Origin of the sequence: Psychrobium sp. 1_MG-2023, assembly GCF_030689115.1 — a bacterium.
GTDB lineage: Bacteria > Pseudomonadota > Gammaproteobacteria > Enterobacterales > Psychrobiaceae > Psychrobium.
Genome location: NZ_JAUYVJ010000026.1, coordinates 1 through 25,585, shown reverse-complemented (window position 1 = coordinate 25,585; position 25,585 = coordinate 1). Strand labels below are relative to the sequence as shown.

The 25,585-nt window shown below is 40.7% G+C and carries 18 protein-coding genes, 1 other RNA gene and 1 pseudogene; 14 read left to right on the top strand and 6 right to left on the bottom strand.

The features are described from left to right. Positions 1–164: 164 nt before the first annotated feature. Positions 165–1,683, bottom strand: a pseudogene (locus tag Q8W26_RS13380) (IS3 family transposase). A 319-nt stretch (positions 1,684–2,002) separates the two neighbouring features. Continuing rightward, the gene (locus Q8W26_RS13375) at positions 2,003–2,869 is read right to left on the bottom strand and encodes a WYL domain-containing protein (RefSeq protein ID WP_305473633.1); all 867 of its coding nucleotides are present in this window, start codon (positions 2,867–2,869) and stop codon (positions 2,003–2,005) included. A 198-nt stretch (positions 2,870–3,067) separates the two neighbouring features. On the opposite strand from Q8W26_RS13375, the gene Q8W26_RS13370 reads away from it, so the two are divergent. From Q8W26_RS13370 to Q8W26_RS13325, 10 genes are all read left to right on the top strand, one after another. Continuing rightward, positions 3,068–4,489 carry a tyrosine-type recombinase/integrase gene (locus tag Q8W26_RS13370; protein WP_305473632.1) on the top strand — a complete coding sequence of 474 codons (1,422 nt, stop codon included), beginning with the start codon at positions 3,068–3,070 and terminating at the stop codon, positions 4,487–4,489. A gap of 23 nt (positions 4,490–4,512) precedes the next feature. Continuing rightward, positions 4,513–6,471, top strand: coding sequence for a hypothetical protein (locus Q8W26_RS13365; RefSeq protein WP_101213980.1), 1,959 nt, complete (start codon positions 4,513–4,515; stop codon positions 6,469–6,471). After that, positions 6,464–8,512 (top strand): integrase, encoded by a 2,049-nt coding sequence (locus tag Q8W26_RS13360; protein WP_101213981.1) that lies wholly within the window; start codon positions 6,464–6,466, stop codon positions 8,510–8,512. The genes Q8W26_RS13365 and Q8W26_RS13360 overlap by 8 nt, the downstream gene beginning before the upstream one ends. Then, positions 8,509–8,934 (top strand): hypothetical protein, encoded by a 426-nt coding sequence (locus Q8W26_RS13355; RefSeq protein WP_101213982.1) that lies wholly within the window; start codon positions 8,509–8,511, stop codon positions 8,932–8,934. Before Q8W26_RS13360 ends, Q8W26_RS13355 begins: the two co-directional genes overlap by 4 nt. Positions 8,935–8,997: 63 nt before the next feature. Further along, entirely contained in the window at positions 8,998–9,414 is a 417-nt protein-coding gene (locus tag Q8W26_RS13350) for a hypothetical protein (protein WP_101213983.1), read from the top strand. 211 nt (positions 9,415–9,625) lie between these two features. Beyond that, entirely contained in the window at positions 9,626–12,145 is a 2,520-nt protein-coding gene (gene hrpB / locus Q8W26_RS13345; RefSeq protein WP_101213984.1) for an ATP-dependent helicase HrpB, read from the top strand. 149 nt (positions 12,146–12,294) lie between these two features. Further along, complete coding sequence (locus tag Q8W26_RS13340) at positions 12,295–12,525, top strand: hypothetical protein (protein WP_101213985.1); 231 nt, start codon at positions 12,295–12,297, stop codon at positions 12,523–12,525. 300 nt (positions 12,526–12,825) lie between these two features. Then, positions 12,826–13,668 (top strand): hypothetical protein, encoded by an 843-nt coding sequence (locus Q8W26_RS13335; RefSeq protein WP_101213986.1) that lies wholly within the window; start codon positions 12,826–12,828, stop codon positions 13,666–13,668. 2 nt (positions 13,669–13,670) lie between these two features. After that, on the top strand, positions 13,671–14,237 hold the full coding sequence (locus Q8W26_RS13330; protein ID WP_101213987.1) for a hypothetical protein: 567 nt from the start codon (positions 13,671–13,673) through the stop codon (positions 14,235–14,237). A gap of 2 nt (positions 14,238–14,239) precedes the next feature. Next, positions 14,240–15,061 (top strand): hypothetical protein, encoded by an 822-nt coding sequence (locus tag Q8W26_RS13325; RefSeq protein WP_101213988.1) that lies wholly within the window; start codon positions 14,240–14,242, stop codon positions 15,059–15,061. Positions 15,062–15,243: 182 nt separating this feature from the next. On the opposite strand, the gene hrpB (Q8W26_RS13320) is transcribed toward Q8W26_RS13325, so the two are convergent. The 3 genes from hrpB (Q8W26_RS13320) to Q8W26_RS13310 are packed head-to-tail and all read right to left on the bottom strand — an operon-like array spanning position 15,244 to position 18,967. After that, positions 15,244–17,700 (bottom strand): ATP-dependent helicase HrpB, encoded by a 2,457-nt coding sequence (hrpB, locus tag Q8W26_RS13320; RefSeq protein WP_101213989.1) that lies wholly within the window; start codon positions 17,698–17,700, stop codon positions 15,244–15,246. A gap of 8 nt (positions 17,701–17,708) precedes the next feature. Continuing rightward, complete coding sequence (locus Q8W26_RS13315; RefSeq protein WP_101213990.1) at positions 17,709–18,365, bottom strand: triacylglycerol lipase; 657 nt, start codon at positions 18,363–18,365, stop codon at positions 17,709–17,711. After that, positions 18,365–18,967: a 5-formyltetrahydrofolate cyclo-ligase gene (locus Q8W26_RS13310; protein WP_101213991.1), complete on the bottom strand. Its 603-nt coding sequence runs from the start codon at positions 18,965–18,967 to the stop codon at positions 18,365–18,367. The genes Q8W26_RS13315 and Q8W26_RS13310 overlap by 1 nt, the downstream gene beginning before the upstream one ends. Before the next feature lie 173 nt (positions 18,968–19,140). On the opposite strand from Q8W26_RS13310, the gene Q8W26_RS13305 reads away from it, so the two are divergent. Together Q8W26_RS13305 and Q8W26_RS13300 are read left to right on the top strand one after the other, a co-directional pair. After that, entirely contained in the window at positions 19,141–19,815 is a 675-nt protein-coding gene (locus Q8W26_RS13305; RefSeq protein ID WP_305473628.1) for a DUF3365 domain-containing protein, read from the top strand. Between the two features lie 285 nt (positions 19,816–20,100). Beyond that, entirely contained in the window at positions 20,101–22,236 is a 2,136-nt protein-coding gene (locus tag Q8W26_RS13300; RefSeq protein ID WP_101213993.1) for a TonB-dependent receptor, read from the top strand. 621 nt (positions 22,237–22,857) lie between these two features. Here the strand turns inward: Q8W26_RS13300 and ssrS are convergent. Next, positions 22,858–23,037: non-coding RNA, 6S RNA (gene ssrS / locus Q8W26_RS13295), on the bottom strand. Positions 23,038–23,214: 177 nt separating this feature from the next. On the opposite strand from ssrS, the gene Q8W26_RS13290 reads away from it, so the two are divergent. Continuing rightward, a complete protein-coding gene (locus tag Q8W26_RS13290) occupies positions 23,215–23,775 on the top strand; it encodes a UPF0149 family protein (protein ID WP_101213994.1) in 561 nt (186 codons plus the stop codon). After that, on the top strand, positions 23,775–25,079 hold the full coding sequence (gene pepP / locus Q8W26_RS13285) for a Xaa-Pro aminopeptidase (RefSeq protein ID WP_101213995.1): 1,305 nt from the start codon (positions 23,775–23,777) through the stop codon (positions 25,077–25,079). Before Q8W26_RS13290 ends, pepP begins: the two co-directional genes overlap by 1 nt. Positions 25,080–25,585: the final 506 nt, after the last annotated feature.

The window sequence follows — 25,585 nt, the reverse complement described above, 5'->3', positions numbered from 1 at the left end:
CGCCTAAAGGGACATTGGCTGGCAGGTTGAACCGCATGTTTCGCCAGCTAATTAGAAAGACCCGAACAGCCAAACCGGGTTAAACTTGACGACTACAACCAAGCTAGCGTCATTTTCGCTGCTGCAAGCCACGGCGTTTTTCAAGGTAGTTGTCGCCTAAAATGTTAAGCGGCTTGCTTGTGTTGTTCTGGGTTTAGCTCCACAACACCCACTGGCTGCCAGTTTCTTTCGCTTTTTGACCACCGTTCTGGGTGTTCATTTCTCTTTCGTTGATTAATACCTCAGTATCAAGCCCTTCATGCCGTTGATTTGGCGTTACAAACCGAATTCGACTATGACGATGTTCGTTGTTGTACCAGTCAGTAAAGCTTTTAACCCACTCTCGCGCTTTCTCTAAAGACTCAAAGCCTTCACTTGGCCAGCGTGGATGGTACTTAACCGTCCTAAATAGTGACTCTGAATAAGGATTGTCATTACTTACCCTAGGCCGACTGCGAGAGGTTACAACACCTAGGTCATACATTTTTGCTCGCATTGTTAAACTCTTCATTGGTGCGCCATTATCGGAGTGCAATACCAAGTCTTGCTTTCGGCACTTTTCACTCCACACACTACGTTCGAGAAGCTCTGCTGCCAGCTCTCCTGTCTCGCACTCATGGACTTCCCAACCAACGATTTTACGGCTGTAAATATCTTCAATCATGTAAAGATAATAATGCTGTCCAATCACTCTTGTTGGCATATAACTGATATCCCAGCTCCAAACCTCATTCGCCTTTTTAGCCGTAAAACTAGTCGGTTTCGGGTGGCTATTCCTAGGCTTTGCTTTGCCTCGATGAGTCAGCATGTTTTCAGCTTTCAATATGCGATAAAAAGTCGACTCACAAGCAATATACTCCCCTCTATCTGCCAATATAGGGACGATTTGGCTTGGCGGTAAAGAAGCAAACTCCTCTTCATTACACACGTCAATAACAGCCTGCCGTTCTTGTGAATTTAGCTTGTTTAGCGGCGCTGGCCTCGTTGCTGTCGGTCTTTTATCGTCGCTAATTTCACCGCCCACACGCCAACGCTGCAACGTTCTTATCGATAAGCCGACCATCTTGCAGGCTTCATCTTGCCTTGCTCCTGACGCGACGGCTTCATTGATTAAATCTGCATGCTTTTGCCTATCGGTCAGCGTAATTAACTGTCCTCTTTTCCCTCCCAATAGGCATCGAACTTTTTTCCTAACACGAGCAATGCCGCACTTTCAGCCAAGGCCTTTTCTTTCCTGCGTAGCTCGCGTTCTAGCTCTTTAATACGCTTTTTGTCTGCCTTTTGCTCTGGTGTTTGTTTCGTTCGTTTGTCCGATTTTGTTGTGTTCCCTGCGATACACGCTTGTTTCCAGGACTTGATTTGTTCTGGGTATAGGCCATTAGCTCGGCAATATTCACTTAACTCAACTTCCGACAATGTTGAGGTTTCTAAAACAACAGCGAACTTCTCTTCACTTGACCAGTTATCTGGCGAACTCACTTTTGACACATTAAACCCTGATACTTTAAATTGCTTCTTCCAACTATACAGGGTTGAAACATTAATGCCTTCTTGCAGGGCAAATTTTCGTACTGATAAGCCGCTTTGACTGAGTTTATTTAAAATGGCTTCTTTAAATGAACTTGAATACCGTTGGTAATCCACTGACTTTAACTTACCGCTCCCTGTTTATTTATAAGATTATTTGAGGCGACAACTATCCTGACACAGGGGGAATATGTAAAAGAAGCCAAGGAAGATCTTTTTATTATTTGTACTCTGATGATACATCTAGACAAGATATCTTTGACTTTAAAAATGAACTATACAATAGGGCACAGGAACATGCCGAGTGTTGCATTGAAATTTTTATAAGTTTTTCTGAGTTAAGCGCAAATGTATCGCTTCAAAATTGGTTGTCTAGTGCAATCAGAGTGGTTGACTGTATTACCCTATCCGCAATTCTGGTTGACCAATCGGTTTTTTATTCGTGATATCTAGGTGCTATTGTTAAGTTTTTAGTACCCAAAAGAGTTTGTTTATTTTGTAAATAGAGTTGATATTCAGCACCTGAAATCGATGCGTGCTCAGAACAATCCACATTCCACTGGCGGAGTAAGTAACCAACCAGTGCGGCTCTAACTTCTAATTTCAGCACGCCGTTTGTCATACCATAATCCATCTCTATAGCTCGGTTGTGTTTAATACTGGGATGTACCACAATTTTGAGCTCTAGGATTTTATCCCATTCATCGTCAGATTTGGCTAGTTCTGTTTCTTTCATCTTATTTTCAACAAGGTCCACTTTGCTAAACCTAGTGCAGACGAAGTCTCTGAAACTCTTTGTTTTTCTATCATAAGCTCGCACGTGCCAACGGTGACCGTTGTTAACAATGGCATGAGGAATTAGCGTTCTTTGTGTTGCCCCTGAGGTTAATGACTCATATTTGCAACTAATCGTAGAGCCACCGTGTATAGCTCTCATTAAAGCGCCGACTATTTCAGGTTGAGGGTTAATGAGCCCTATTGCATTAAAACAAATGTTGGACGTTTCAACCTCTTGAGAAATACCATCGCCAAACCCTCTGGACAAGGCCTGCAATACTGAGTCTGGGTCATGATTAAAAATAGGCAGAAAATTATTTGAACGTAAATATTTCTTGGTTTCGTGTGTTAACACAGCATTGTTAGGGGCTAATTCACGATAAAGGGATAAGTCCCTTGAGCAAGAAGCTAAGCCGGTTTTAAATCTTTGGATTAAGTCTGCACGGCCTATCTGGCCGTGGTATTCCAAGCAAAAGTCTATATAGGCCAAGCGTTCCCGCTGTGCGTAATTCATTTCATCAAGCACGGTTCTACTTAATATATCAATAATTAATGTTCTGGCAATATACGCTCACACCACACATGATGCAATCAAAAAGATAATACCATTTTAATTCACTTAAGGTTGAAATTACATCCTTATTAAGCTATAACTCATCATATTGATAGTATCATTATGATATCACGTGTGGTTGGCTAGAGTGGAAAATGAAGATAGGTAATTATGGATAAGCGAAAGAAAGAGCGGTCAATAACATTAAGGCGACTAGACTATAACGCCGGAGAGTTAACAACTATTTCAAATTTAGAGAGCCACCCAATACGAGTGCCGTTGGAGAAGAGTGATAAAGATGAGTCCTATTACATCGGAAAAGAATATTCTTTAACTATCCCTGATGATTCGGTATACCACATTCCATTTTTATTCAATGCCGATGGTACTCCATGGTATGAAGGTAATTTGTTCTTTTATCGTCAGTCGATTGATAAACTTACTGGCTATGAAACGACAGATGAGCTGCGTATCAGAGCGTCTATGCTGCTTGATTACAAACTGTTTTGTGAAGATGAAGGTCTTGATTATTTAGATTTTAGCGCTGGCCGACCAGGCAGTAGGCCATCTTACAGGTATTTCCAAGATCTATTATCTAAAGATGCAGTATCACGAAAAAACTTAAATAAACGAACTTTGGTTGTCTATGATTTTTATAAATTTATTACCGAAATTCCAGGCTTCAATATTGATATTACCCTAGTTGAAAGTGCAAGAGAGGCTTTCATAAGATTTAGCAATGGCTATAGTAAAAAAGTCGAAATAAGATCTCAAACAGTAAGAGTAAATAACCAAGCAAAAGAAGTTCCTCTTGGTTATGTTAGAGATGATGGTGAGGACCTTAGGCCGTTAACAAATGAGCAGTGCGACGAGTTCATTGATGTGTTGAGTAGGAAGTTTTCAGTTGATGAACGCTTGATTCATTCTATTACTCTCAACACCGGTGCTCGTAAACAGAGTGTTTTTACGATGCGAGTTAAGCATCTAAAGCTGTTAAACGAGGCCAATTTAACTAGCGATGGCAGTTATAGATTAAAAGCTGGACCTAGAACAGGAATAGATACCAAATTTGGGAAATCTCAAACATTGTATTTCCCGAGGGATTTAGCTGATCAGTTAAAGGTTTATGCAAATTCAAAATTAGCTAAAGAACGGCGAAGCCTTTTTAGCCTGAAGCATGGCGACATCTTAAATGAAGATGACATGTACTTGTTTATCAGCACGCACGGAAATTGCCATTATATGGCAAAGAATGATCCGCGTTACCGTCAAGTAAAATCCCGTCCAAAAGGCGAGCATACTAATTATTTAAAGCAAAAACTACTCAAATTTGTTTCATCCGATTTTCCCAAGGATTTCACATTTCACTGGCTAAGAGCCACATACGCTTTGATGTATCACGAGTACTTGGTTTCTCTTGTTGCAGATGGAAAATTAAAGCTCGGTAATGAGATTACTAGGGTTCAGCAACGTCTACATCATACCAAAAGAGAGACGACAGAAAATTATTTGAAGTTGTTTACTAATATCAATGAAAAAATGGCCGCTCAAGAAGCCTACGAAGAGCGACTTTTCGAAGGTATCACTTTTTAGATGTACGAAAATAAGGATTCTTCATGAAAGGGGTAGGTATTGCCCAAGAGCGAGAAAAGCTGACTCTCCGCGACACTATAGTGGTAACACGCAAGCAAATATCTGAAGACTTTTTGCATCCGGAAAAAGTCCGGTTGCAATTAGATAGAAAAACAAGAGTAAATCCATTAGATCTCGGTGCATTAGCCTATACAACTCGCCAGCCTCAAAGGAACACGTATTTAGCAGGCTTACCTTACTACGTTGACGAAAGCAGTTTTATGCTGGCCAGGCGAAAGTTGTTAATTGTACTGCATGACTATGTTGCAACTACGGGAAATACTGATAAAACAGTATATTTTCATTTGAGTCACTTTATCAGAATAATAACTTGGCTAGATGATAACGGATATAGTCTTTTTTCAAATACGCAAACTGTAGCAAGACAAGGTTACTGCGCTTATGTATCGGAACTCAATCATCAAATTAAATCCGTCGATCTAAATCAACTAACTCCTAAAGCGGCAAATGAATACCAACATGAAATAATTAAATTACTAAGTCTTCTTTGGGGGCATGAAGTTGCTCAGGTAATTATTCGTGAAATACCTTTAATCAAATATAAGAACAATGGAGGGGTTGCTCCTGATGAACGCAATGTGAGGTTTGCCACTCGAACGTTTTTACATCTAGCTAGGGGGTTTTCAAGCTTTATTATGAAGAATAAAGCATTCCCTTATTTGCTTAATATGAGTGATTATGAATGTTATGTGTTCCCAAGTAACGCTAATGCTTGTGTAACACCTTATACAAACACTAAAAATTATTCCTATCACTATGAAGCCGGCCGGATTTCGACACCTGAGGAGTATATGGCGAAATGTCCCCGCAGGATCGGGATAGGGAGTGCAACTAAAGAAATTGAGTCTTCTAAAGCTAACTTAATTGCGATTAATTCTAATGTAAGGGATGTCAATCGCTTAAACTACGCTTCTTTAGCGTTGAATAGCTACATGCAGGTATTTGTGTTGATGACTGGGATTTATCCTTCTGAGCTTGTTCAGCTTGAGTACGATGCCAGCTTTACATTAGAAAAAGACCTGCTTAAGAATGATTTTCGCGCAATCAAGATGCGTGCTGCTGGGCGTGAAGTGGTTTATAGCTTGGGCAATCGAAAAGGGCTAGAGATTTTTAAAGAGTATATTCAGCTCAGAAACTGGGTATTGGATGGAGAGGATTGCCGCTTTCTTTTTTTTACCATGAAAAGGAATAGTGAGGGTACAAAGAAATATCAGAAAATGAAGGCTGACTATGTGTACAAGTATTACCGAAGCCTTAGTGGTAAGTTCTTACCGATATCATTTGAAGCAATTACGGCCCGGAAGGTGCGTAAATATAAAACCGTAGTGTGGAATGAGATTGATATTGCACAACGAGTCATAGCCAATTCATTAAACCATAGCCTCAAGACCAATCATAATTATTACGCAGTTTCTAATCCAAATAAACAACAGGAAGAATTTGCCCTATTTTGGGAGTCAGCGAATGCTGCTTCGCAACGCATTACTATCAAGTTAGTTAACGAAAATGATTCAGGAAGCATTAGTACTGCATCAGGCCATTGTGATGATTTTAAGCATCCACAACCAATGCAAATCGAGACACCGATTTCGCCAGACTGCAATAGTCAAATAGGGTGTTTGTACTGTGAACATTATGTATGCCATGCGGACGAAGAAGATATTCGAAAGCTATATAGCTTACTTTATGTCATTAATGCAGTAAGAAATATGGCAACAGATTATAGTCACTCAGATGCGTTGTTATTGGAGCTTAGTATGCGTATTCATCTGGTATTGCAACTAATGGAAAAGAAATATAAAAATATTCAGTCAGTTATCGAGAATATTAAACAAGAAGTAATGGGGAGTGGTTTGCTAACACCTTTCTGGGAATATCGATTACAGCGTTACGAACAGATGGGGGTGATAATTAATGGATAATGTGAATGATTGTCGCGTATTTGATGGTAAAAAATCTAAATTTGGTACGCCTCCGGACTCCTATTTTTGTACTGAAGGACGGCATCCCTCTCCTAGTTTTGTACTATGTCGAGATAAAGACGGCAAAGCGACTGCCGTCTATGGACAAGATATCTGGAATTATAATCCTTATCGGTTAAGTGCAGTAAAAATAAGTAGATTCCGGTTTGATAAATTGCTCCAAGGAGAATTTAAAGCGGAACGAAGAATGTTAGTAGATGAGGCGAAATATCTCCTGTTTTGTATTCAGTTTTTTTCTCAAGGAGGGCATGCTGGAACGCTAACGGCGTCTACTTTAGGAAACTATTACTCGATATTTCGCAATGCAATTGAATTTTGTATTTCGCTCAATAAAAACCAATTTATTGGTATCATTACCCTCAAAGATCTATTTACCAATAAGAATTACCTTGCAAATTTTTTAACGGTAAAAAGTGGTAAAAGTTTTAAAGTACGAGCTCGTGCTATCTGCAAACGTCTTAGTTATATCGGACAAGATAAAGTTGGTTTTGCTGCTGTATCCAGGCTAAGGATTAGCGTTAAAAAGAGTCAGCAAACTCCAGTTATACCTACACGCCTCTATTTGGCATTAATTTCGCAATTAACCAATGACGTTGAATTTTTGGATGGAAAGTTTGATAAGTTGGCTAACTTCTTGAGTGAATTCAATGATTGCAACTATGGACGAGCATATTCGACGCAAAAAGGTAAAAAGGTACGCCTAAGAGACCTGCGACCTAATATGCAGGAGGCGTTATTGTCTTATGGACTTGATAGTAACTTTATCGACGATTTTTATGTTGATAATGCCTCAAAGTTAATCACTGCGCTAAAGATGATTCAATACCGGATGCGCTTAGTTCTCCACTTGTATACGGGGATGCGTGATCAAGAAGTAATGAGATTGTCTTATCAATGCCTTTGTAATAAAACGATTACAGAAGAGTTTAAAGATGATGAAGGAGTGACGATAGTTAAAAAGCGTATAGTAAAATTAATCTCGACTACAACTAAATTTACTGGATATCGGGAATCTGAATCCTGGTATGCAGCACCAGAAGCAGTTAAGGCTATCCGAATATTACAATTGATAGCTAGGGGGTTAGCAAAGCTATATGGCGTAGAGACTAAGGGGTGTGATCTATTTTTAAATCCGTCGGTTATTTCAAAACCTGGAGCGCAAGTTAGCATTGTAGATTTTAAAAAAATTAAAGATAAAAAGTCTTGGATTAAAGAGTTGACGATTTTACAAGAAGACTTTAATGAATTACAGGCTTCAGATCCCTCACGAGATTTCCATCTGGATGAGGAGTTTCAAATAGGAAGTATTTGGCCGATACGGAGCCATCAATTTAGACGCTCTCTCGCTTTCTATGCCGCTAGTTCGGGTTTTGTAAAGTTACCTACACTGAAACGTCAATTTAAGCACTTGACGTTGGCGATGGCACGATATTATTCACGCAATTTCGAAAATATTAAAACTATCTTTGGCTTTTATAACAAAGAAACCAAAGAGTTTGACTTACCGAGCGAGCATATCATTTGGGAATGCCAAGCTGGGGTGGTAACCAGCGTGGCGGATATGCTTGTTGATGATGTATTGAATAGTAAGCAGCAATTGCATGGCAAAACAGGCGGCTATATTGAGCGTCAACGTGGCAAACTGCGTGATGGCGAAATATTGATTGAAGAAGTACGAGCGGAGACCCTCAGGCGAGTTGATAAAGGTGAACTTAGTTATCGCAATACGTTACTGGGTGGCTGCATGAAAGTTGGTAAATGTGATAGTGCGATGCTTGGTGTAATAACTGAATGCTTACCTTGTGACGAAGCAATTATTAAAGCATCAAAGGTTGATTCACAGATCGAGGAACTAAAGGAGCAGTTAAGTTACTTTGAGGAAGGTGAAGGTGAGCATCAAATCATGTCGGCGGAGCTTGCTGCACTTGTGAAATACAAGAAACATAGAATGTCACACAATGAGACTGAGGAGCTAATATGAATCCAGAATTGAAAAAGTGCTATGACGCCTTTGAGAGGCTTAAAGATGAAAGCCCTAGGCTTGAAAAATTTAAAGGCTTATTACAAAAAGACATCACAGCTTCAAAAGTCAGTCAGGAAGCGGGTCATGACAGTGGCTATTTGAAAAAAAAACGTCCACTGCACATACCCTTACTATCAATGATCGCCTTACATGTAAAAGACCATAAGAAGATCACAATGGGCAAAGGAGCGGCGATCAGCAGAGAAAAAAATAAAGCGCAAGATGCTAAGACAGCTTTAGATCTTGAGAAAGCCAAACTTGAAGCATCGTTAGGGCGAGAACTACAGATGTATAATCGCTTGAAAGAGGTTGAGCTAGAGTTAATTGAGTTAAAAGAGAAGCTTGCTGTGCAGACCAATATTACGAGGCTCAGTACTTGAAGTTACAAATCCCTATCCTTAAAAATTTTGTAACTGGTAACGTTACGACTGAAAGGTAACGATATGATGGAACAATATTTTGAATGCTCGTTGTGTGACGATTTCTACTCATCGAAAACGATGATGAAAGAAGTTACCGTTTGGGAAGATGCTAAAACTCTTCTTTGCTGTAATCGGTGTAATGACAAACTACTTTTAAAACTTACGGGCAATCGTAAACTTGCTAATTATAAACGCACAGATTTAAAAGAAGAAAAAGCTAGAGAGATGTGTTTTTTATTAGCCAAATATAATGCACTTGAATGGTCATATCAAAAACAAGCCGATTTACTCAATAGTCATGATTTGCTTACAACTAGGGGACAACCGTTCTCAAAAGTAGCAGTTATGAGATATTATAATTGCTATAAAAATTTGTATATCAATCTTTATAGAACGTCGAGTAAATCTTTTGATGAATACTTGAGAGAAGACTTGTAACGTTTTGATTGAAACGTAACGTCTTGTGTGCCGATAGCTTGCAAAATTTGCGATGAGAAAGTTAATGTATTGCATTGTATGAATCAATAAATGCGATTTATGGCTCAAATAGTTGGCTCTTTTGAGCCATAAAATATTTGCCCCTTATAACGTAATGAAAACACGTCTGATATAATCAGCATTACACACCAACGAAAAGCGCAGCTAAAACTTGTTACCTATTGAAAAGTACTTACCCGAAATTACTTCTAAGTTACAGCAAGGTCAAAGCTTAGTTCTTCAAGCTGAGCCTGGGGCTGGTAAATCAACAGCTGTGCCCCTTAGTCTGTTAAAAGCTAATATCCTTAATGGTAAAAAGATAATCATGCTAGAACCGCGTAGAGTCGCGGTTAAGTCGATAGCTTTTTACCTAGCCAAGCTATTAGGTGAAAAAGTTGGGCAGCGAATAGGTTATCAAATACGTAATGAACGAAAAACATCCCAAGATACTATTCTTGAGATAGTGACAGAGGGTGTACTTACTCGCAGGTTGCAAAACGACCCTGAACTAAGCGGTGTAGGTCTTATTATCTTTGATGAATTCCATGAGCGCTCTATCCATGCTGATTTAGCTTTAATGTTGTCGCTTGAAGTACAAGAAGCTTACCGAGAAGATCTAAAGTTACTTGTGATGTCTGCAACTATAGACACTGAGCAAATCTCTCGCTATTTAGGCCAAGCACCAATAATGAGATGTCCTGGTAGGACTTACCCAGTTGAAGTTGAATATTTAGGTCGAACAAAAACTCATTTATCTGTGCAGGTAATGAAAGCTCTTAGTTCTTTATTAGAAAACGATATGGACGGCGATATACTAGTATTTTTACCCGGCCAAGCAGACATTAAGCGTTGTATGCAGTCCGCACAAGAGCAATACCATTCTAATATTGAATTTTTACCACTCTACGGCGGACTACCGTTACCACAGCAGGAGTTAGTGCTAAGTAAAAAAGTTAATAATCATCGTAGAGTTATTTTTTCCACCAATATTGCAGAAACTAGCTTAACGATTGAAGGCATTACTTGCGTAATAGATTCTGGACTAGAAAAGGTACTTTCTTTTGATATAAAAAGTGGGTTATCTAGGTTGGAGACCTCGTATATTTCAAAAGCTTCTGCAACTCAAAGAGCTGGTCGTGCTGGTAGGTTACAAAGCGGTCGATGTATTCGGCTTTGGAGTGAGACTGAACATAATGCATTTAGCGACTTTCAAGCAGATGAAATTACTACATCAAATTTAGCTAGTCTCACTTTAGATTTATCAGCGTGGGGAATCACTACATTTGAAGCAGTTAATTGGTTGACTGCGCCTCCTAAATATCACTTCGAAGTGGCTTGTGAGCTTAACTATGCTTTAGGTTTATTTGGTAGCAACAATAAGATCTCTCAACGTGGATTGAAGGCCCTTAAACTGGGTCTTGAGCCTAGACTCGCTAGTATGTTGCTTAGTTGTGATACACAGAATGAGAAGCAGGTTAGCTGCATTTTAGCTGCGCTATTATCAGAGCGGGATATCATTGTGAATGCTGATAGTTCTGATGTGATTGAAAGAGTATTAATATTTAACGATTACTTGAAGAATAGAAAATCATTTAAGGCAAGCCATAAAGTTAACTTCGGTGCATTGGAACAAGCAATAACTCTGGCTAAATCTTTTGCACGTTTGACTGGTGTCTCAAATTTGGGAGACTCTATCGCGTTAAGCGACCTACAAGCTTATGTAGGTCCATTACTTCTAAAAGCATACCCTGAACGTTTAGCTCAGGTGCGTGGTAAAGGAACTAGCCGATATTTGCTAGCCAATGGTAGAGGGGTCACTCTAAGAGAGTCGGATTCAATTCAAGGTGAACCTTGGCTTGTTGTCTGTGATTGTGATGGTAAGAATAAAGATGGTTTAGTATTCGTAAGCGCTGCAATTTCCATTGAGGATGTTAAAAATGCTTTAAAACAGCAGCTTTCTGAAGCAACGCATTACTCCCTAGATAGCAAAAAAGAAAAAGTAACAGGCAGACGACAGCTCTCTTACAAGTCATTGGTTGTTGAAGATAATATTTTAAGTTCAATTCCGAAAGAGGAGTTTGAACTGTGTATTAAAGATATATTGAGTGAAGAAGGTTTAAAGTTTCTTAATTGGTCCGATAAATGTGACTCTTGGTTCTCTAGAGCTAAGTGGTTGAGTGGCATTGTAGAGGACTTCCCGAGCATTTCAGAAGTTAGCCTAATCAATCAACTCGACTGTTGGTTGTTGCCATACATATCGAACGTCAAATCAATAAAACAACTTAGAAAATTAAATATTTATGACTTGCTGATCGCTAATTTTTCATGGGACCAACAACAGCTTCTTGCCGAGCAGGCCCCTGAGTACTATATAACGCCCAGTAAAAAGAGAGTGGCAGTAAGGTATGACCAACACCAGGGTCCAACCGTGGCGGTTATATTACAAGAAATGTTCGGACAGCTAGAGTCGCCTTTATTGGCACAAAATAAAGTTCCCTTACGTTTTGAGCTTCTTTCCCCCGCAAGAAGGCCTATTCAAACCACCAGTGATCTAGGTAATTTCTGGAAGTCATCATACTTCGATGTAGCAAAAGACATGCGTGGAAAATACCCTAAACACCGATGGCCGGAAAAACCACTTGAGGAAGTACCTGGTCGCTCAATCAAAAGAACAAGCAACTATCGCGGCTAATAATGTTCTATGGTGATGTTGCAAGAAAATGAACTTGCAGCATGAAATCTGGGGCAGTGTTCAACGTACTAGTCATATATTATATTTTCGAAGCACCATTTAAATTTGTGATAAAATTACCCTAATAATAAGTAAGTGGAGTCGACCTGATGATTGATGAAAAATCCATATCCCCAGAAGCAATTTTTGCCGAAGTGAACTGCCCTATTAAGAAAGCTGAGTTAAGAAAGCAGCTTCTCAAAGAAAATAATGGTGGATTTGGTGTTTCAAAGCAACACCCTAATCATATTTTTAAGTACAACAGCCATGGTGATTTAGTGGCTATCGGTGAGTATAAAGATGGTGGCTTTGTTGCTACAGAAACCTTTGTTGAAGAGTGATCTTTTCTAGCTCGCGCCTAACTGTGTTCTCTCCAATTTTAATGTGATTTAATCTAATAATTGATGACTTAATTCCTTTGTTAACTCTAGCGAGGAAGGCTTGCTCGCTAGAAAGATCACCATATTTTTTTCTTATTTATCAAATTTATATTTAAAACTAAACTATTAAAGATTAATTGTTACGCCAGTTTTTTGGTGCTAAATTATTGCTTTAAAGCGTGTAGCCCTAATAGCTTTACCTATAGGTTACAGCTATAAGGTCTACGCATTAAACACCGTTTATTTTCTAGTAGGAGCTTTATGAATAGTTACAAATACTTTCTTATCTATGATCGTAATAAGCATATCATTTACGGAGAGTGTATCAATTGGCGCTGTGGAGAGTTCGATTCAAATAAGTCGAGGGATGTAACGATTAGCCTCAATAAAAAATACAAAGCTAGGTTCATCGTGTCTGACAAGCGAATAGATTTAACTAATCCAGAGCAAAGAAAAGTCTTAATTTGTAAAGATATTTCACTCCACTACGCAGACGAATATAATGATTTCATTACTCGGCGATCTGATGAGGTAATGTTTAGCCCATTAATTGATCGTTGCAGTAAGCTAAAAATGTTTGTCGGTCATGAAATGGCAAGTAATACATATCAGTGTTGGGTTGATGAACACAAAAAACTACTGGAAGAAATAAAAATAAAATTTGGTCTTGACCTTCTAAGTCGTCCAGAGCTAATAAATACTTACACCTATTACGAGCCTACCCGTATTGTTGTGAACTGTCGATTCATTGATAGACCTGCTCCTGATGAGAAGCGTTTACCTACTAAATTAAAAGTGAAATTCTATGATGAGTTTTATGCTCACACTAAAGCAAGTTACATATTATTTGGGTATTTTGAAGATAGGGAACCTCAAGTAAAAGAAGGCAAAATCTCAGAAGGCGAGGTCATAGTTAATTTTGATGAAAGCCCCGATGAAGTCGAAGTAAAAGTTATTGACCAAGGAGAGACTATTTATAATAGCAGACACGGTTTTTTAAGAAGTATAAAAGTTCAGGGAAAGGTTATTGGTGATACCGTAACTTTGGAGAACGGATCGAAGGTTGCAAAGTATAGTGAACTAAACGTGAATGTAGGTGAATAGTAGTGTCTAGTTTAAGAGAAAGGGTAGCCGATAGGCGTAATTTATTAGTGAGCCGCTCTAATTCATGCATTCCAAAAACGTTAAGTGAAGCGCCTTTTGAGTATGCTGTGAGCCTTTTTAAGAACAGTATAAATAACTTGCCCGAAGTAGAAAAAATATCAATTATCGATCCTTATGTTAAGCCAATAGACTTAGATAATCTCACGTCTTTATTTGGAGGAAGTCGCAAGATAAACCTAGAGATACTATCAAAATTCAATTCTGTAAGTGGTGAGGAGGAGAAGGTAGATAGAAAAATAAAAATCAATGACCGAAAGGAGTATCTAATAAAAAATGGGTTGTTTGGAAGTATTGAATTAATCCACTCGAAAGAATCAATGCATGATAGATATTATATATACTGGAGTAAGGGGGCAATGATTAGAGTCTTTTTTATTGGGGGATCAATAGGCCAAAGGTTTGATGATTATATAGGTATCATAGAAATATCTGACAAGTTCATGCTTAACAATATCTCTACTTATTACGACAAATTAGTATTTAATAAAATTGATTATTTGAAGGTTTAATTATGGCTATTTCCTTACCTGTGGTTCCGCGTACAAAAGACATGAATGATGTATCTTGGCTTTTTAAGACGCGAAGGTATATTTCAAAGTATGACGTATATGATGCTTATAAGTCTCTTTATGGGAAGGAACCTAAAGGTATTCCTACAACCGAAGAGTTGGTAAAGGTGTTCGAGCAAAGTGAAGAAAAAGAAACAAGAGTTACCCTAAAAATCGTATCACATAGCTTTGAAGAGCATTGTGTTGATGAATATATTAATGAAGGGGCTACTAAACAATTAGGTATTGCGCTAGCAATTGAATTTAGGATGTTGAAAGAAATAATAAACATTGCAGATGACTCCGATATTTTTCTATATTTAACAGAGTATTCTCTAAATGAAGAAGAGCTTTCTTTAATTGCTGAAAGTGGGCTAATGAAAAGTCTCTCAAAAAGAATAATTGATCGAAGAAAAGTTATGTATACAACGCTGACAGAAAACTTTGAAAAGTTATTGAAAATGAATGATTGTGGAGTAATCGACTCGAATTTCATTTCTGGGTATATCGAACATGCAAGCTTTTATGATGGAAACTTATTACTGAAATATATTTTGGAGGAGTTTACCGATTCACATCCTTTATTTGCAGCTCTTGATTGTCTAGCATGGGATCCATTTACAAAATCACGACGTTATCGTCATTGGATTGAAGCTTCCAATCGCATGAATGAACTTTCAAAGTATTATCAGGAAATAAATGGAGAAGCAAATAACATTAATAAAAATAGGGAGTATATTTCTGAGTATCAAAGGTTTAGAACTATTTACTCTGAAGATTTTTAATCGGTCATCATGCCAAAACTGGGGATGAATATTATATTGAGACCCAATAAAGCCGCATTGACCTTTTAGCATATCTTAGATAAAAGTTAATCCCTAAGCCATCAAAAGCTTCTTTTCTTTTTAATTGTACTTTGAAAAAATGCACTTGGTGTCAAACTACGAGTATCACCTCTTGTGCCTTGTCAATGTTGAATACCCCATTGTAGTTTCGGGTAACGCCCCTTCATATCCTTTTTGACTTCATCATAGCTGCCGTGCCAAAAGCTCACTAAATCTTTGGTCAGCTGAATCGGGCGCTGCGCCGGGGATAACATTTCAACTAACACCGGGAGTTGATTTCGCCCAACGCTTGGATTAACCATGGTGCCAAAAAGCTCTTGTATCCGCACTGAGAGTTTTACTTGTTCGCCATCACTGTAATCGAGGCGAATATTGGAGCCACTGGCCACCGTTAAGTGGGTTGGATAGAGCTGAGCAAGTTGCTGTTGCTGTGGCCAATCAAGACGCGACAGTAATGCATCGGATAAATTAATCTGTTTTAATGCAGTGAGCTTTTTCGCGCCATCATAAAACGGCTCTAGCCACTCACTGAGTTCATGCAATAAAGCCGCTTCACTATAATCTGGCCACAACTCTGGCTCGTTGTTATGCGCAAACTGTAAGCGTTGTAATAACTGGGTTTCTGTTTTGGACAGATTAAGGTAGCTTAGCCCTTTAGCGCGCAAGCCATCACTGAGTGCTTGATTGAGCATGGATAAATCTGGCTTACTTAGCGGCTGCTCTTTAATTATCAGCTGGCGTAATTTAAGTTGTGTTAAGGCAATGACTTTGTCACTGCGATCATCCCATTGCAGTAGTTGTTGTGATTTAAAATGCTCGGGGCTGCGTTGTTCTAATTGTTCAATATCCACAGGTGCGGCTAAAAATATCCGCCCTTCATTTTGCGAGCTCGCCTGTCGATTACCGCTAAAGCTCATTAGGTCTGCCACCACAATATAGGGGTGTTTTGCATGATACCCTTCAGGTAAATTAACTCCATAGCCATTGGCCATTTGATATTTATCACTGTTAGCGCGTTGTTTGGCGATGCGGTCAGGGTAGGCTTGGGCGAGTAATAAACCGCACTCACCACTATCAAACTGACCGTAGGATACGCCTAAGTTTTGGCAATACTTTTTAGCCTGATTAATGATTTGCTGCTGGCTCGCATTCAAGCTACGTTGGTGAGCTAAAAAATTAAGCTGATTCTCAATATCTATTTCTTTGGTTAATGCGTTGGTTTGCTCAAGCATCGCACTTAATAGCGTTGCGGTGGCACACAAGGCTGAATCGTGTTCTTTGGCCCATAACATCATGTGACCTAGGCGAGGGTTGCTGCCAAATTGATACATAGCTTCGCCATGCCTAGTCAGCTGACCGTGACTATCCATCGCGTCATACTCGATTAATAAGTCACGAGCTTGTTGTAGGTTATGGGCTGGTGGCGGGTTTAACCAAGCGAGCTGATTAACATCTTGCACGCCCCATTTGGCTAGCTCTAACGCAAGCGGTAATAGATCACTGCGCTCAATTTCTGGTTGATCGAATTTTGCTAAGCGCGATTGTTGCTCTTGTGGCCACATGCGCCAGCAATGACCTGCTTGAACACGACCGGCACGACCCGCGCGTTGCTCGCTCGATGCTTGCGAGATTGGTTCTTTGCTTAGCTTAGTGACTCCATTATTGCGATTAAAGCTCGCCATATTAACTAAGCCACTATCGATAACCAGTGAAATGCCCTCAATGGTTAATGAGGTCTCTGCGATATTAGTCGCTAACACCACCTTGCGCTCACCGTTAGTCGTTGGCGCTATCGCTTGATCTTGAGCCTGCTGTTTCAGCTGACCATATAAAGGACAAACATGCGTATTAGCAGGTAAGTGGTTTAGCTGTGAGGCGACTTTATTAATTTCAGATGCGCCGGGTAAAAAGACTAAAATATTACCGTCATAGTCTTGTAACGCTTGTTCGATTAACCCTGATACTTGACCGGGCAGAGGGAGCTTTGGGTTGCGCGGTCGATAGTAAATATCCACCGGATAACAACGCCCCTGTGAAGTAATCACCTGCGCCTCGGGTAATAACTGCGTGAGCTGTTCACTGTTTAGTGTCGCAGACATGACCAGTAAGCATAGGTCATCGCGTAATGCATCTTGAATTTCTAAACATAAGGCGAGGGCCGTATCAGCATGAATACTGCGCTCGTGATATTCATCAAAAATCACCAGAGCGACATCGCTTAGTTCAGGATCCTGCTGGATCATTCGCGTTAAGATCCCTTCGGTAATGATCTCTAGGCGGGTGTCATTAGACACCTTATGCTCGCCACGTACACGATAACCGACGGTTTTTCCTACGGGCTCATTGAGCTGTGATGCAATATACCGCGCAATATTACGTGCCGCTAAACGCCGCGGTTCCAGCATTAGAATTTTCTTTCCCGCAAAATTGGGGTGAAGTTGCTCGGCTTTTAGTAAAAGTTGTAATGGTAAAAAGGTCGATTTACCAGCTCCTGGCGGTGCTTGGAGGATCACTTGAGCTGTGTTATTAATTGCTTGATGTAAGGTCTCTAGAACATCACTGATTGGAAGTTTTTGCACAAAAAAGCCTAATTATTAAAGTTACCGTGGCGTAAAAAGTGAATGACCTGCTTGATCACCGCAGGACTAATCAGCATGGTGGGGTGAGTTGTGGGCAGGGTAATAAAGTCGGTCATCCCCTCCACTTTAGTCGACTCAACCGAGACTTTGCCATCATCATCACCGGGTAGCAGCAAAGATAAAAACGGGTTGATACTTTTTGAGCCTGCTATGACGCCCAACTCAAAACTAACTGCGCCTAACTGGTTCGGGACATCTTGTTCACTGGTGCCAAGGGCCAAGCCCGCGGGACCAGCAAGCTGTCTAAATAAATACAGTTTTTTATAGGCATCGACGACTTCACTGCCATGGTTTGGTGTGCCGAGCATAACCACTCGCCCCAGTGTATCTAGTTCGCGATCTTCGAAGTAATGACGTACTAAAATACCGCCAAGCGAATGCGTTACAAAATGAATGACTTTGGCATCACGAGCTTCACACTCTGCAATGCCTTGTGCAACCGCTAAATCAGCCAGCTCTGCAATGGGTTTATCATTGGATGGATAATTGATGTTGACGATGCCATAACCAGCTTTTTTTAGTTGGTGGCTGATTAATAACATTGATTTTTCACTGCGGCCCCAGCCGTGTAATAAGATCACATACTCATTCGATCTCGCTGCCATTATTGTTCATCCTGTAGCATGTTATTGCTGGTTGCGGTGATGATTTTATTTGGTGTAACAATACAGTTCAGTGGCACGTCCCAGCGCTCAATCGGTAATTGATTTACTTCTTGGCAGTCATGAGCCAAACCTATAGTGATGACATTCTGATGATTAGCTAGCGTTCTATCATAATAACCGCCACCCATGCCCATGCGGTTGCCTTTATGATCAAAAGCAACCAACGGAGTGTAAACAACATCTAGTTCACTGACTGGACAAACCGTCGACACATTTAAACGTGGTTCTGGAATACCGTATTTATTATTAATTAATTCACTATCAACTTGATAGCGCAAAAATAACAAATAACCGGGACAAAAAGGATGAACGACGGGCAGATAAACCTCGATATCGCATTGCCACAGCATTTTTATAAATGGCATTGGGTCGATTTCACCGTCATTGGCAAGGTAGATTGCAACCTGTTTGACGGTAGAGTCTAGCTGTGAAACTAATTGAGCGGCTAGCTGCTCACTGGCTTGCTGTTGCTCGATTACGGATAACTGTTGTCGTTTTATACGAATAAACTGACGTAGCTGCTGACGGTCACGATGGATCATAGCGATTAAGCATTTTTAAAATCATAATTGCTCCTAGTTTAGAGAGTTTAACGACTAAGATAAAGAACAATGCATTGCATTAGCGAGCAATGAAAAAAGTGCTATATTAATTGCGTTATGTTAAATTAGATTTATCTAATCTTTATTGGTTAATAAAAATGGATGCTGTGATTATGAAATTCAAAAAGATTTTTTCAACCGCCAAGCTATCTAAACGTGGCCTTGCAATCGTTAGTACGGTGGCTGTTGGCTTAACGACAGCTCAGCCAGTTGTGGCGAACGAGAAAACTATAACACTGAGTAAGCAAGAGTTTGAGCAACGTGTGCAAGCCAGCCGTTTATTGGTTAAGGAGTTTGCAGGTAATCTTCAAGGAACACTCAAACCAGCATTAAAGGGGCAAGGGCCTGTTGCTGCCATTAACGTATGTAATGAGGTTGCTCCTAAGCTAGCTCAGCAATTTGAGCAACAAACGGGCTGGCGTGTGGGCCGTACAAGCTTGAAAGCTAGAAATCCAGATAACGCTCCCGATGCATGGGAAAGTGCAGTGCTTAATAAGTTGGAGCAGAAAAAAGCCCAAAATGTCGCATTCTCTCAACTTGAATACGCTGAAGTGGTCAACTTTAATGGGCAGCCAACGCTGCGTTACATCAAAGCAATTCCAACGGCCCAAAAACCTTGTCTTGCCTGTCATGGTTCGAATATCAAGCCTCACGTCGCTGCTAAAATAAAAATGCTCTATCCACAAGATAAAGCCACGGGCTATCACGAGGGGGATATACGCGGCGCTTTTACTATTAGTCAGCCGTTAAGTTCCGATTGGTTTAAGCGTAATTTGGCCAGTGAATAAAATCGACCTCCTGAAATAACAGAGATGTTGAATAACAGTATTTCAGAGTGACGCATGATGTCAGCCCTACAGTAGTCCTCTTGGTATGCTTTTAGTCGGGATCTCAGTTGTTGAGTGTAGTGCGAAGCCCTGAATAAAAAGACCTTCAGGGCTACGTCATTGGGGTATCGACTTCTGACACTGTAGTCACCTTTACATCCCTCCCTGCGACAATATGTCACATTCCGAAGTGTCTGCGACAAGCGTATATTCTGCACCATATTTTACTGATGTGGATTTTATACTATGACACGTATGTCGCTAGTCGCTTTAAGCATCTCTTCGTTGATGCTACCTACTACTCTTATTGCTGAACAATTAGCAGCGCAAGTTGAGAAAAGCCAACAAGAAATTGAACGTATTACTATTTCTGCCAGCCGAATTGCTAAAAAAGATATCGAACAAGCGATTGCGGTGGAGTTTGTTGGTAAATCTGTGCTTGATCAAGACAACGGGCAGCACATCAGTGAGTCATTAAATACGGTTTCTGGTGTGATGCTTAATCAATTACAAGGCGGCCACGGACATAACGCCGCTATACGAATGCCAATTAACTACTCCGGTTATTACTTGTATTTACAAGATAATATTCCGCTACAGTCAGCTGCGTTCTTTAATCACAATGCCTTGTGGTGGAGCAGTTTTAACTCAACTATTAAACGTATTGAAGTGATAAAAGGGGCGGGCACTTCATTACACGGCTCGGGTGCCATTGCTGCGACCATTAATACGCTAAGTGAAGATGTCACCATGACGCCGTCAGGCCATATCGGTTTAACACTAGGCGAATACGGTTATGCTAAAGCAAAAGCTTATTACTCAAATGCAATTGATGAAAGCCAAGGGATTGCTATCTCAGGCTCGCTGCAAACAAATGAAGGCTATCGTGACCACACAGCATCTGAGCGTGGGGAAATTCATGTAAAGCATAAGTATATTCTTGGCGATGATGAAACTCTCACCACGAGTTTTGTCGCTTCAGACTTAGAGCAGGAGATGGCAACAAGCTTATTGATTGATGATTTTGAAAATAATCCAAAGTCATCTGGTTTAACCGATCAAGTGTTGGCGTCAGATCCATTACGTAACAGCAAATACTATCGCTTAAGTACAACATGGGAAAAAATCACCCAAGATGATTACCGCGTTAGCTTGGTCCCATATCTACGCCAGCGCACCAATGACTACACGGCAACGTGGAATAACAACATGCCAAAACAAGAAAGCACAGTGACCACGCTAGGCTTGCTCGCTTACCTATCATTTGAACCCAGCGATGAGGGAGAATTAATTGTAGGCTTAGACGTTGAACGTTCTAAAGGTGAGTCATTGTCATACCAACCTCAAACCATTACGACTACAGGTTGGGGAGGTAACACATTCATTGCAGGGCATCAGTTCTACGATGATGAAACAACTTACACTGGCATATCACCATACTTTCAATATCAACATGAGTTAACCGACCAGTTAACCGTGGCGTTCGGTGGTCGCTATGACTATAACAACTATGACTTTGATAACTTTTTAGCTCCGCTTGCTGATGATGGTTACGGTAAGCGCCGTTTAGCGGATCGCGAAGATAGCTTTAATCACTTTAGCCCGAAAATGTCGCTTAACTACTTACTCGATGAACAAAGCTCCGTGTATGCCCGTTATGCCAATAGCTTTCGTATTCCAACAGCAGGGTCTTTGTATCACATTAGCTCAGGCAGTACTGACAGCTTAATCGGTGGTGTTGATGTGGAAACATCTGATACGTATGAATTGGGTTACAAGATTAACCATGATGTTTTTAATGCGCAAGTCGCAATGTATTACATGGATTTAGACGATGCTCTCGTGCGTGCATACAATGAAGAAGGTTTTGCTTATCAAACCAATGCTGGTCGCGTGATTCACAAAGGTATTGAATTTAGTATCAACAGTCAGGTTACCAACGACTTAGAGGTCTCATTAGCCTTGAGTAAATCGGTACATGAATATGATGAATACATTATTGATGCCGGGCGTGTTGATCGTAACGGTAATAGCAAAGAAGTTGATAACTCAGGCAACAAGCTAAAACTTGCCCCTGAACATATCGCTAACCTACGCTTGGTTTACACACCACAAGTGTTGAGCGAATTCACAGGCGTCATCGAAGTAAAATCAATGGGTGATTACTACATGGATGACCAGAACACTAAAATGTATGGTGGTACCACGACAGCTAACCTTAAATTTAACTATCAATTGAGTGATAAATTAAGATTGCATGGCCGAGTTACCAACCTGACCGATAAGTACTATGCGCAACAAGCGTCGATATCTTATGGCAAAGAAAAGTATGCGCCAGCAGCAGGTCGCCGCTTCTACACTGGGCTAAGTTATAGCTTTTAGTCGCGTGTTAAACAGGACTCTCCTATTGTGTCATCCCTGTAGTGGTTTAAGCCGAGATCTATTGATGGTTGTTACTCCGATGATGGTGCTGATTATCTCATGAGATTCCCGCTCAAAAGACTGTGGGAATGACGGCGTTGCTTATGCCTGATGCCCCACACATCGTCATCCTGAAAATGTTTTATTCAGGATCTCGTATTGTTTTCAAGGAATGTGTTATCAAGGAATGTGTTATCAAGGGATGAGATTCCGGCTACCAGCATGCCGGAATGGCGGCGTTGCTTATGTCTCATGTCCCACACATCGTCGTCCTGAAAATGTTTTATTCAGGATCTCGTGTTGTTATCAAGGAATGTGCTATCAAGGGATGAGATTCCGGCTACCAGCATGCCGGAATGGCGGCGTTGTTTATGCCTGATGCCCCACACATCGTCATCCTGAAAATGTTTTATTCAGGATCTCGCTTTGGATAAGCAATAAAGTGCAATTAATTTTATTGAAAAAGTTTTGCTTGCTCTCAGTATCAAATGGTACTGGGAGTTTTTTTTATGGTAGAGAAAAATCAGAGACTAAGAAGTTGATATTGCTTGATGAGCAGTAGAGCCATCTATAGAAAAGATTAATATTCCCAAAGTGCCGCTGTGAACATTGGCCCTCGAACCAGACGGTTCAAGGCGGGAGTTAATTATTACCGCAGGCTTCCCGGTGCATGCCGGGCTTGCGCAATAGTAAAGGAATTAACACCCTTGGTATGTATATTGGCTCGGGAACACAGAACACTCACGAACACCCCAGGAAGTAACCTCAGTATATGCGAGAAGCTGACAGATGTTCAATGGCTATGTGACGTTTTATTACTCGTTTACGACTGATCTTCGACTAAATGTTGAATTTATCAGCGAATTTAAATTTTTGATTTCTAAGCATCCGACGCAACTGCTAGAATACCCACTACGTTAGTTTTACAAGGCAAATATAATGACGCAAATTTCATGGCAACAACTGAATAAAAATCTATCTATGGCTGAGCTTGGCGCAACGGCAAGCGAATCACACGGTATTATTTGTGGTCTTATTTGTGGTGGCGTTAATCTTGAAGATGGCAGCTGGTATGGTGGCTTTAATGACCTAATGAACGATGGTCTGGCGTTACCTGTCGATCTAAAACAAAGCTTGCAACAACTGTTTGCTCAAGCCTGTAATGAATTTCTCTCTGGTGACTACCAAGTTAAACTATTATTACCGGATGATGGACAGCCCCTTGCTGAGCGTGCACAAGCTTTAGCGCAATGGACCGAAAGCTTTATGGCCGGTTTTGCTATTGGCAATGAAAGCGGTAAGAAACTATCAAAAGAAATTAAAGAAGCGCTACAAGATTTAAGCCAGATCAGTCAAATTGATACTCAAATCAGTGATGATGAAGAATCAGAACAATTCTTCGAGCAAGTTGCTGAATATGTGCGCATGACCTCAATGGTATGTTTTGCTGAGTTAGGCCAACAACCAAAGCCTGAAAAAAACGATAAGAAGATTCACTAATGTTAAATGAACAATTTTTTAGCGGTCGACGCAAAGCCCTATTCGAACAATTAGAGATGAACAGTGCAGCCGTTATTTTCGCTGCCGATGAAAAAACGCGTAGTGCAGATACTGAATACCACTTCAGACAAAACAGCTACTTTTATTACCTGACTGGCTTTAATGAGCCGGATGCTGTGTTGTTATTAATCAAGAAAGATCACGGTCAAGAAACGATTTTGTTTAACCGTGATAAAGACAAGGTACAAGAGATCTGGCACGGTCGCCGTTTAGGTCAGGCACAAGCGCTTAAGAACTTTGATATTGACCAAGCGTTGTCGATTAATGAGTTAAGCGCGGCATTACCGCCATTCATCAACGGTTGTGAAACGCTTTATAGTTGTCATGGCGAGTCAATGCGAGGTGAACAACAGCTCACCGAAACCATGACAGCGTTACGCCAAGGCATGAAAAAGAACTGGCGCGCGCCAAGTGTGCAAATTGATTTACGTTTGATCCTTGATGATATGCGTTTATTCAAGCAAAACGCCGAAGTTGAAGTGATGCGAAAAGCGGCACGTATCAGCAGTGATGCACATACGCGTGCGATGAGGTTTGTCGAGCCGGGTCAATTTGAATACCAACTTGAAGCGGAAATTATGCATGAGTTCGCTAGCCGTGGCGCACGCTTTGCCGCCTATAACAGCATTGTTGGCGGCGGAGATAATGCTTGTATCCTCCATTACACCGAAAACGAGTCAGTGCTAAATGACGGTGACTTAGTGTTAATCGATGCCGGTTGCGAATATCAAGGCTATGCAGCTGATATTACCCGCACGTTCCCAGTGAACGGCAAGTTTAGTGAGGAGCAAAAAGCAATTTACAATCTAGTGCTTGAAGCACAACTTGCTGCGATTAAACTGATTAAGCCAAGTAGTACAGTGAAAGCCGCAAACGATGAAGTGATTCGAATTGTTACACAAGGCTTATTGGATTTAGGTGTAATTTCAGGTGACTTTGAGCAACTGATGGAAGAAGAAATTTATAAAGACTTCTACATGCACGGCTTAGGCCATTGGATCGGTATTGATGTCCATGATGTTGGTGATTACTGCACCAGCGAACGTACTCGTGTATTAGAACCTGGCATGGTGTTAACCATTGAGCCGGGTATCTACATCAGCGAAGATAGCGGCGTTGACGAAAAATGGCGTGGCATTGGTGTTCGTATCGAAGATGACTTATTGGTCACCGTTGATGGCAATGAAGTATTAACCAAAGATGTGGTTAAAACCGTTGATGAAATCGAAGCGGTGATGGCGTAACTCGATACTGTAAAGCGAGGTCCTGAATAAAACACGTTCAGGACGACGCCAAGTTCGTCGTTCTGGAACGCTGTTAGTAACTAGTATGCGTCATCCCGGCATGCTTTTAGCCGGGATCTCGTTTTTGTTACAGTAGAGCGAGGCCTGAATAAAACAGGTTCAGGACGACACCAAGTTCGTCGTTCTGGAACGCTGTTATCCAGAACCTCATGAAGTAACCAAGGGCTCTGGATTAAAACACGTTCAGGGCGACGCTGTTAGTAACAAGTATGCGTCATCCCGGCATGCTTTTAGCCGGGATCTCGTTTTTGTTACGGTAGAGCGAGGCCTGAATAAAACAGGTTCAGGACGACACCAAGTTCGTCGTTCTGGAAGGCTGTTATCCAGAACCTCATGAAGTAACCAAGGGCTCTGGATTAAAACACCACAAGGGCGACGCTGTTAGTAACAAGTATGCGTCATCCCGGCATGCTTTTAGCCGGGATCTCGTTTTTGTTACGGTAGAG

Coding starts and splice junctions, on each gene's coding strand:
- Q8W26_RS13370 (WP_305473632.1), top strand. CDS start 3,068: ATGGATAAGCGAAAGAAAGAGCGGTCAATAACATTAAGGCGACTAGAC.
- Q8W26_RS13365 (WP_101213980.1), top strand. CDS start 4,513: ATGAAAGGGGTAGGTATTGCCCAAGAGCGAGAAAAGCTGACTCTCCGC.
- Q8W26_RS13360 (WP_101213981.1), top strand. CDS start 6,464: ATGGATAATGTGAATGATTGTCGCGTATTTGATGGTAAAAAATCTAAA.
- Q8W26_RS13355 (WP_101213982.1), top strand. CDS start 8,509: ATGAATCCAGAATTGAAAAAGTGCTATGACGCCTTTGAGAGGCTTAAA.
- Q8W26_RS13350 (WP_101213983.1), top strand. CDS start 8,998: ATGATGGAACAATATTTTGAATGCTCGTTGTGTGACGATTTCTACTCA.
- Q8W26_RS13340 (WP_101213985.1), top strand. CDS start 12,295: ATGATTGATGAAAAATCCATATCCCCAGAAGCAATTTTTGCCGAAGTG.
- Q8W26_RS13335 (WP_101213986.1), top strand. CDS start 12,826: ATGAATAGTTACAAATACTTTCTTATCTATGATCGTAATAAGCATATC.
- Q8W26_RS13325 (WP_101213988.1), top strand. CDS start 14,240: ATGGCTATTTCCTTACCTGTGGTTCCGCGTACAAAAGACATGAATGAT.
- Q8W26_RS13315 (WP_101213990.1), bottom strand. CDS start 18,365: ATGGCAGCGAGATCGAATGAGTATGTGATCTTATTACACGGCTGGGGC.
- Q8W26_RS13310 (WP_101213991.1), bottom strand. CDS start 18,967: ATGATCCATCGTGACCGTCAGCAGCTACGTCAGTTTATTCGTATAAAA.
- Q8W26_RS13305 (WP_305473628.1), top strand. CDS start 19,141: ATGAAATTCAAAAAGATTTTTTCAACCGCCAAGCTATCTAAACGTGGC.
- Q8W26_RS13300 (WP_101213993.1), top strand. CDS start 20,101: ATGACACGTATGTCGCTAGTCGCTTTAAGCATCTCTTCGTTGATGCTA.
- Q8W26_RS13290 (WP_101213994.1), top strand. CDS start 23,215: ATGACGCAAATTTCATGGCAACAACTGAATAAAAATCTATCTATGGCT.
- pepP (WP_101213995.1), top strand. CDS start 23,775: ATGTTAAATGAACAATTTTTTAGCGGTCGACGCAAAGCCCTATTCGAA.